Source organism: Actinomadura sp. GC306, from assembly GCF_004348665.1.
In the GTDB taxonomy this organism is placed as follows: domain Bacteria; phylum Actinomycetota; class Actinomycetes; order Streptosporangiales; family Streptosporangiaceae; genus Spirillospora.
Map to the genome: position 1 here is coordinate 1 of NZ_SMKM01000289.1, position 8,264 is coordinate 8,264.

At 74.6% G+C, this 8,264-nt stretch carries 6 protein-coding genes and 1 pseudogene; 2 read left to right on the forward strand and 5 right to left on the reverse strand.

All coding sequences use genetic code 11. The features are described from left to right. Together E1200_RS28290 and E1200_RS28295 are read left to right on the forward strand one after the other, a co-directional pair. A pseudogene (locus E1200_RS28290) lies at positions 1 to 1,023 on the forward strand (MFS transporter); the annotation flags it as partial. 44 nt (positions 1,024 to 1,067) lie between these two features. Then, entirely contained in the window at positions 1,068 to 1,673 is a 606-nt protein-coding gene (locus tag E1200_RS28295; RefSeq protein WP_131955135.1) for a hypothetical protein, read from the forward strand. Between the two features lie 24 nt (positions 1,674 to 1,697). On the opposite strand, the gene E1200_RS28300 is transcribed toward E1200_RS28295, so the two are convergent. Genes E1200_RS28300 through E1200_RS28320 form a run of 5 tightly spaced genes read right to left on the reverse strand, consistent with a single transcriptional unit; the run spans position 1,698 to position 7,945 of the window. Continuing rightward, a complete protein-coding gene (locus E1200_RS28300; RefSeq protein WP_131955136.1) occupies positions 1,698 to 3,665 on the reverse strand; it encodes a hypothetical protein in 1,968 nt (655 codons plus the stop codon). Continuing rightward, complete coding sequence (locus tag E1200_RS28305; RefSeq protein ID WP_131955137.1) at positions 3,602 to 4,993, reverse strand: adenylosuccinate synthetase; 1,392 nt, start codon at positions 4,991 to 4,993, stop codon at positions 3,602 to 3,604. The genes E1200_RS28300 and E1200_RS28305 overlap by 64 nt, the downstream gene beginning before the upstream one ends. A gap of 3 nt (positions 4,994 to 4,996) precedes the next feature. Then, entirely contained in the window at positions 4,997 to 5,968 is a 972-nt protein-coding gene (locus tag E1200_RS28310) for a hypothetical protein (protein WP_131955138.1), read from the reverse strand. Positions 5,969 to 5,978: 10 nt separating this feature from the next. Then, on the reverse strand, positions 5,979 to 7,115 hold the full coding sequence (locus E1200_RS28315) for a molecular chaperone DnaJ (protein WP_243708883.1): 1,137 nt from the start codon (positions 7,113 to 7,115) through the stop codon (positions 5,979 to 5,981). Further along, complete coding sequence (locus E1200_RS28320) at positions 7,112 to 7,945, reverse strand: NUDIX hydrolase (protein WP_131955139.1); 834 nt, start codon at positions 7,943 to 7,945, stop codon at positions 7,112 to 7,114. Before E1200_RS28320 ends, E1200_RS28315 begins: the two co-directional genes overlap by 4 nt. Positions 7,946 to 8,264 lie beyond the last annotated feature (319 nt).

The following is an 8,264-nucleotide window of genomic DNA, read 5'->3' on the forward strand; positions in this document are numbered from 1 at the left end:
GGTGTGGACGTGGTGGGCGGGCTTCTGCTGGCGCTGGGGCTGGGTCTGCTGGTGGCCGGCGTGTACAACCCGGAGCCGCAGGAGTCGGCGCTGCCGCCGTGGGGTGTGCCGGTGCTGGCGGCGGGCGCGGCGGTCCTGGTCGTGTTCGTGGTGTGGGAGGTCAAGGCGCGGACGAGGCTGCTGGATCTGTCGGGGGTGCGGCGGGGCGCGCTGCTGGCGACGCTGGGCGTGAGCCTGCTGTCGGGTGCGGCGCTGATGGTGACGCTCGTGGACGTGGTGCTGGTGGCGCAGACCGTCTTGGACAAGGACACCACGGAGGGCGCGCTGCTGCTGACGCGGTTCCTCGTGGCGCTGCCGGTCGCGGCCGTGGCGGGCGGGCTGGCCGCGCGGCGGTTCGGTGAGCGGTGGCCGATGGCGGCCGGGATGGCGGTGGCCGCGGCGGGCTACCTGCTGATCGCGGGGTGGCCGGCGGATCTGGCGGCCGCGTCGTACGGGCCGCTGCCGCGGATGGACGTGGATCTGGTGGTCACGGGGCTGGGGCTCGGCCTGGTGATCGCGCCGGTGTCGTCGGCGGTGCTGCGGTTCGTCCCGGCGGCGCGGCACGGTGTCGCGTCGGCCGCGGTGGTCGTGGCGCGGATGATGGGGATGCTGCTGGGGATCTCGGCGCTGTCGGCGTGGGGTTTCTACCGTTTCCACCAGTTGACCGCGGATCTGCAGCCGCCGTTGCCTTTCCTGATGCCGGACGACGAGTTCGCGCGGCGGATGAAGGTGTACAACGCGGCCTTGGAGGACGCGCTGCGCACCGAATACCAGGAGATCTTCTGGATCACGGCGGGGCTGTGCGTCCTCGGGGCGCTGCTCGCGCTGGCGGTCGGCGGGTCCGGGCGGGACCGGGCCACCCCGGGGAACGACAGCGAAATTCGGCCATCATCCGGGCATATCGGGCGCGATCCCGGAAAGGATTCGGCCACGAGCCACGTGCCGACCGAAGGACTCGGGAATATCCTGGGCAAAGACGGCTGAAAAGCCTCTTGCCGGGAAGGCGCTCCCCCGGGGAGGTGACGCAGATGCGCAGGTCCGAGCCAGGCCGCGGCGGCATCCCGCCCGCCGGCCTGCGACGCCGCCTCGGCCTGGAACGCAACGAGCTGCGCCGCAGGGTGGACCGTGTGCAGCGGGCGATCGCGCTCGGCCTGCTCGTGCTCCTGCTGGGCGTGGCCCCGCCGCTGGCGGCCTGGGCGGCGTCCTGGTCCTACGAGTCGGGCGTCCGCGCGGAGGCCGCCGAGCGGGCGGACCGGAGCCGCGTCGTCGCGACGGTCACCTCGACCCGCGGGGGCGCGTCGGGCGACCGCTACATCCACGAGACGGTGCAGGCCACCTGGCCGGGGCCGGGCGGCGAGCTCCGCGCCGGGACGCTGCCGGGCTGGCAGGACGCGGCGGTCGGCGCGCAGCGGAAGATCTGGGTGGACGCCGAGGGCGACCCGGCGGTCCCGCCGCGCCCGCACAGCCGCACGGTGACCGACGCCGCGTACGCGGGCGTCGCGACGCTGCTCGGCTGCTGCGTGCCCGTCCTGGCCGCCTACCTCCTGGTCCGCCGCCGCTGCGACCGGCACCGCTACGACATGTGGGAGGCCGGCTGGGCGCGGATGGACGCGGACGCGAACCCGCGCTCCTGACCCGCACCCGCGGCCCGGCCCCGGTCAGGGCGTGATGACGCAGGGCCCGCCGCCGCACACGTCCTGTACGACGCCGGTCTTCAGGAAGATCGCCTTCTGCCTGCGGGCGTCGGCGTTGTTGCGCGGGTCGGAGTGCGGGTCGCGGCCCTCCGTCGGCGCCGTGTTGGTGAGCGGCGGGTGCGGCGACCCGCTGTCCCAGATGATCATCGCGGAGCCCTCGTGGGAGGCGCCGAACTTCGGGATGCCCCAGTAGGGGACCTTGTCGGGCTTGCGGCCCGGACGGACGGCCGGCGCGTGGACGCGGGCGCCGATCGTGCGGGCCTGGACCTCGGCCGCCACGGGCGCCACCTGGTGGTCGCCGAACGCGACGTGCATCAGGACCCGGTGCTCGGGCGTGCCCGGTAGCGGGTCGTCCGTCATGTGCCAGGCGTAGCCGTTGGCCTCCCCGCGGTCCCACAGCATCTGGATCAGCGCGATGCCGATCTGCTGGTCCAGCTTGTCGGGGTAGAACAGGTCGAGGATCCGCCCGTACGTGGGGAAGTCGGAGCTGCGGTTGAGCATGGTGCTGTAGTTCATCGCCGGGACGCCGAGGACGGCGCGGCGGATGTCGGTCGACACGGCGGTGAGCGCGCCGCCCATGATGCCGCCCTGGCTGTTGCCGTCGAACGTCAGCTCGGCGCCGGTGTCGATCAGGGGAGCGCCCGCGCCGTTCCGGAACGCCTTGTGCCCGGCGAAGCCGCGGGTCATGGCGCGGCCGAGGACGATGAAGTTCAGCAGCCCCTGCTGGGTGCGGTCCGCGACCGTGCGGAAGCGGGTGAGGTCGGCGAGCGCCGAGACGACGTTCGGGACGTCCTCCTCCGACATCCCGATCCACCGCGTCGCGCAGAAGACGAAACCGTGCTCGGCGGCCATCGACTTGACGTTGCCGGCGTCGACCTCGCCCTCGCTGCCGAGCAGCCCGTGCCCGTAGAGGGCGGGGCGGGCCGGTTCGGTGAACGCCGATCTCGGGATCTCGCACTGGAACGGGACGGCCTGGGAGTTGCCGGGCAGCCGGGCCGGCCGGCCGTCCCGTCCCCGGTGCAGCGCGGAGCCGGGCAGGCCGCCGTACTGGTCGAGGTAGCTCGGCGCCCAGACGATGCCCTTGACCTCCCGGGCGATCCTCTCGTCGACGTCGTCGGTCACCTCCGTCACGAGGAACGACGGCGAGCGGTCGCCGAGCCCGCGGAGCGTCTCGTCGCGCATGTGGAGCACGGGCCCGGTGAGGCTCTGCCGGCTCGCGACGGTGAAGTCCCAGGCGAGGTAGAGGCCGTCGCGGCCCACCCCGTGGCGTTCGAGGTCGGCGAGGACCTTCCCGGTGGCCCGCTGCCGCGCGTGCAGCGGGTCGCCGGACGGCAGCGCCGGTCCGAGGATCCTGGCGAACGCGTCGTTCGGCGCGATCGGGTCCCCGGACGCGTCGCGCAGGTTCCGCAGCGCGACGGCGTACCGGTGGCCCTCGCGGAAGTTCTTGGCCGGCCGGACGATCAGCGCCTTGCGGTCGTCGGGCGCGTTGGCGTCCAGTTCCGCCCAGTACGGCCAGCGCTCTCCGGTCTGGGTGTCCACGATGACGATGGGGGCGTCGTCGCTGAGCGAGGCGCCGATGTCGGTGATCGGCGCGGCGCCGGTGCGGGTCAGGTCGATGCCGGGGACGCGGCTGAGCAGCATCGACCCGGGCGAGAAGCCGTCGGCGCGGTTCCACTCGTCCGGGCGGACCGGGATGCCGAGCACGTTCTTCAGCGTCGTGCGCATGTCGACCCGCCGGCCCGTCGGCGTGCCCGGGTCGGCCACCGTGTACCAGTCGTTCGGGAACGGCAGCAGGCACGCGGCCGGGTCGATGGGGTCGCAGCCGGGCGCGGTGTCGCCCGCGGCGGCCGGCGCCGCGGGCGGGACGGTCAGGAGCGCGACGGCCGCGGCGAGCGCCGCGAAGGCCGAGAGGGTGCGCTGGCGGAGACGCAAGGTCCACCTCCGGGGGATCCGCGACGTTGATCGAGATCTTGGACCCGGGAGGCGGCGAGGTCAATGGGCAGTCCCGGCCGGCCGGGGCTTTTGTCGCGGGAGGCCGGTCCGTGGGACCGCAGCACGACCGGGGTCCCGAGCAACTCCTCGATCGTCTCCACCGGACGGCCGAGCGGCGCGTAGACGGGGCGCGCCTTGAGCAGGCGGCGGGTGAGCGCGGCCTGGCGGTCCAGGTCGGGCGGCCCCGCCGGGAGCCGCTCGACCCGTCCGCCGTCCATCTCGTAGGCCAGGCAGGCGCGCAGGTCGGGACGCGCCCCCGCGACGTCCAGGTGCGTGACCGCCAGGCCGTCCGCGCCGCCCGCCACGTCCAGCGCGTACCGCAGCGCGACCGCGTCGAGGTGGCCGACGCGGAACGCGCCCTGCCAGCGGCCGGTGCCGTTGTGCGGGTCGGGCAGGTCCGCCGTGAGGGCCGGGTCCTCGGTGACGAACGGGCCGGGGCCGTGCCGGGTCGCGTACGTGCGCAGCACCCCCAGCCGGTACGCGGTCTCGCCCGCCTCCGCCAGCAGCGTCTCCGCGTTCGCGAACGTGGTCGTCGACCAGGTCGTGTACGGGTGGAAGCCGTGCCACTCGTCCAGCAGGACGCCCTGCGCGCCCTCGAACACCACGTCCCCGGCCCGCAGGAGGCCGTGCAGGTGCTCGCCGCCGACGATCGCGACCCGCTCGGCGAACGCGGTGAAGGCGTCCGCGCACGCCTCGACGTCCGGGACGGCCTCGCCCCGCGGGAACGCGGCCCGGTACCAGTCGCGCACCGCGGCCAGCCGCCGCCGCAGCCGCGCGGGCGCCAGGCAGTCGCCCGCGCGCGGCGCGTCGTCGTGCCCGAGGGCGTACGACGCCGTCTCGCCGATCCCCATCCCGCACGACCCGTGCCGGGCCGCGCCGCGCGCCGACTCCCGCGCCCGGTTGGCGGCCCGGTGGTACGGCGTGGTCAGCAGCGCGTCCTCGTCGACGGTCAGCCGGTCCAGCGCGTCGGGTACGCCCAGCTCCCGCAGGTGCCCGGCCTCGGCGGCGAGGGCGAGCGGGTCGACGAGCATGAACCGGGACAGGTGCGTGCGGACGCCGGGCGTGAACGTCCCCGACCCGAACTGCGCGAACGTGTGGTGCCGCCCGTCCGCCGCGACGACGTTGTGCGCGGCCTGCGCGCCGCCGTTGAACCGGACGACCGCCCCGGCCGGGGACGCGGCGCCCGCCGGCGAGGAGCACAGGTGGTCGACGACCGTGCCCTTGCCCGCGTCCCCGAAGCCGAGGTCGACGACGATCACGTGGCCCATGGCTCAGAGCCGCGTCGTCGCGGCCGGGCCGGTGCCGTCCAGGCCGGGCGGCGTGGCCGACACCGCGACCGGGGCGCGCGAGGCGTCCAGCGGCGCGAGCGCCCGCGACACCGACGCGCCCGCGTCCGAGCCGGCCTCCGCGAGGTGGTCCAGGCCCTCCGCCAGGTCGATGGCGTCCTCGGCGAGCCCGACCGTCAGCGCGATCGTCTCGCAGACCGCGTCGAGGTCGTCCAGGTAGAGGACGTTCTGGCCGAGCAGCCCCTGCCAGAAGTCCCGCAGCTCGCGGCTGCCGGCGTGGTAGGCGCCCTCCGGGATGATGAAGTACACGTCGTACATCCGCTGCAGCTCGCGGACGATCTCGGCGATCGGGACGTCCTCGGTGAGCTCGTCCCCGATGACCTTCGCGACCTCGCGCCGCTTGACCGCCGGGTAGGCCAGCTCGTCGCCGATCATGAACAGGTAGCCGCGCTTCCCGCGCCTGTCGAAGCAGTCGATCGAGGTGTGCCGGGCCATGAAGTACATCGCCAGCTCGTACGACTCGGTCATCTGGCCGCCGCCCCCGCCTTCGAGGAGGATCTTGCCGAGGTCGTCGTCCATCCGGTTGTCGGCCTCGAACTGGCCGACCTGCAGCGGCGCCCGGTCGCACGTCGCGTCGCCGACCGCGCCGAACATGATGTGCGGGTGCTCGGCGTACCCCTTGCGCAGCAGCAGCCCCAGCAGGTCGGGCAGCTTGGTCTGCAGGGTCCGCGGCACGTTCCGCATCGAGCCGGTCACGTCGAACAGCACGCCGATCGCGAGCGACTCCGGGTGGTCGGCGGAGTCGCGGCTCTCCCGGACCGCCACACCGCGCGGGTCGAGATCGGGGTGGACGGTGGTGGCGCCGCCGTCGGAGTGGGCGAACGCGCTGGCGCCGGTGGCCGCGCGGTAGCTCGCGCGGGCGGCGTAGACGTCGGTGGACCAGTGTCCGCTTCCCATGGTGTTCTCCTTAGTCGGGGAGGGGCAGGTGGAAGGGGCGGAAGCGCCGCGGGCCGTAGAGCTTCTCCAGCAGCTCGTCCAGTTCGGCCAGCAGGCGCCAGGCGTCGGAGGGGCGCCGGTGCTGCGCCGGCAGCGTGCAGCCGCGGGCGAACGAGCGCATCGCCTTGGGCGCCTTGTCGCCCATGAGCCCGGTGATGCACCGGGTCGCCATGTGGATGTCGGTCGCCGGGCTCGCGGGCCGCCGGCCCGGCACCTCGGCCGGGTACAGGTCCGCGTACCGGTCGACCATCGCCGGCACGCGGCCGGACGGTCCCGCCGCCGCGTGGCCGCCCGGCACGGAGTAGCACCAGTCGACGAGGACGAGCCCGTGCTCCGCCGGGTGGATCATGACGTGGTCCGGCAGGACCGCGCCGTGCAGGACGCCCGCGCGGTGCGCGAAGCCCAGGGCGACGAGCAGCCGCCGCCACATCCAGGCCGCGTCGCGCGGGTCGACGCCGCCGGGGTACGCCTTCGCGACGGCGGCCAGCGAGTGGAACCCGTCCAGCGCCGCGATCGCGTTGACCCGCCGTTCCCGCCCGGTCGAGCCGTCGCGGTGCCGGAACGACTCGACCAGCCGCGGGACGTACGGCAGGAACCTCCCGTCGCCGTCCTGCACGAGCCGGCGGAGCGCCACGGCCTCGCGCTCGACGAGGTCGCTGTCGCCCGGGTCGCGCGGCATCTTCAGCACCACCGGGGGGCCGTCCTCCGGACGCGCCGGGTAGAGCTCCGCCAGGTCGCCGCCGACCGGGTCGCCGGTGAGCCGGTACGCGTGGCGGCGCGTCCGGATCACGGTCGCGTTGCCGCCGTTGTAGCCGCGCCACAGCTCGTTCAGCTTGAGGAACGCGTCGCGGGTGCGGCCGCCGGTCGCGTCCGGGTGGACGAGCCGCGCGAGCCGCCGGTACCGCCGCGCCGCCTCGGCGGCGTCCTCGCCGAACAGGTCCGCCGGAACCCGCGCCCGCCCGAGCCGCGCCAGCGCGTCGTCGAGACTCGCTCCGCTCAGCGGGCTTCTTCGTGGGGGGTCGCCCCTCCACACCCCCCGGTTCGCTTCGCTCAGCGGCGTTCTTCGTGGGGGGTCGACCCCCCACACCCCCCGGTTCGCTTCGCTCATCTGATCTCCTCCTCCCGACTCGGCCGCAGCAGCGCGGGGTGCAGGAGACGGGCGTCGCCGGCCCGGTAGAGCCGCGGCCTGGGGCCGCCGCGCCGGCCGCCCCGGTCGGACGTCGCGCCCGTGCTCTCCACGAACCCGGGCACCGACAGGACCTTCCGGTGGAAGTTGCCGGCGTGCAGCTCCTCGCCCCAGACCGCCTCGTAGACCGCGCGCAGCTCGGGGATCGTGAACTCGCCGCCGCAGAAGGCCGTGGCGAGCGGGGTGTACTCCAGCTTGGCGCGCGCCCGCTCCAGCCCGTCCGCGAGGATCCGCGCGTGGTCGAACGCCAGGCGGCGGGTCGTGCCCGGACGCTGGTCGCCGGACTCGGCCAACCCGAGCGCGTCCACCGGGACCCAGGCCGCGTCCGCCGCGTCGCCGCCCGCCTCGGGGTCCGGCAGCTCCGGCGCGAACGCCAGGTACGCGACGGAGATGACGCGCATGCGCGGGTCGCGGCCGGGGGAGCCGTACGTGCCGAGCTGCTCCAGGTGGACGCGGCCGAGCACGCCGCCCTTGGCGCTGAGCCCGGTCTCCTCGGCCAGCTCCCGGACGGCCGCGGCGGGCAGGTCCTCCGCCTCGGTGCCCTGCAGCGGCCCGCCCGCCTGGACGAACCCGCCGGGCAGCGCCCACATCCCCGCGTAGGGGGCGCCTCCGCGGCGCACCAGCAGGACGTGCAGCGCGCCGTCGCGGATGGTGAGCGCCACCACGTCGACGGTCACGGCGACCGGGTCGTAGTCGCGCGGATCGTAGTTCGCGAGGAACTCGCTCTCGTCGCGCCTCGGATCCGTGGTCATCGCCGCTCTCCCGTCGCTCTCGCCTTGAGTATTTCTCAAGCTGAGTTCATCTCTGTATGAGAACAACATAAGGCGGTCCGGGGCCCTTGTCCAGTCCTGACCGGTGCGGACGTGAAACGAGGGCGCCGCCCCCTATCGCGGGAGCGGCGCCCTCGGAAGGCTTCCCTCAGCGGCGGTGGCGTCCGCCGTGCGGCGGTTCCTGGTGCTCGTCGTCATACGGACGGCCGCCCTCGTACGGCCCCTGCCCGTAGGGATCGGGGGCATAGGGATCGGGAGCGTACGGGTTCGGGGCATAGGAGTCGGGTGCGTAGGGGTCGGG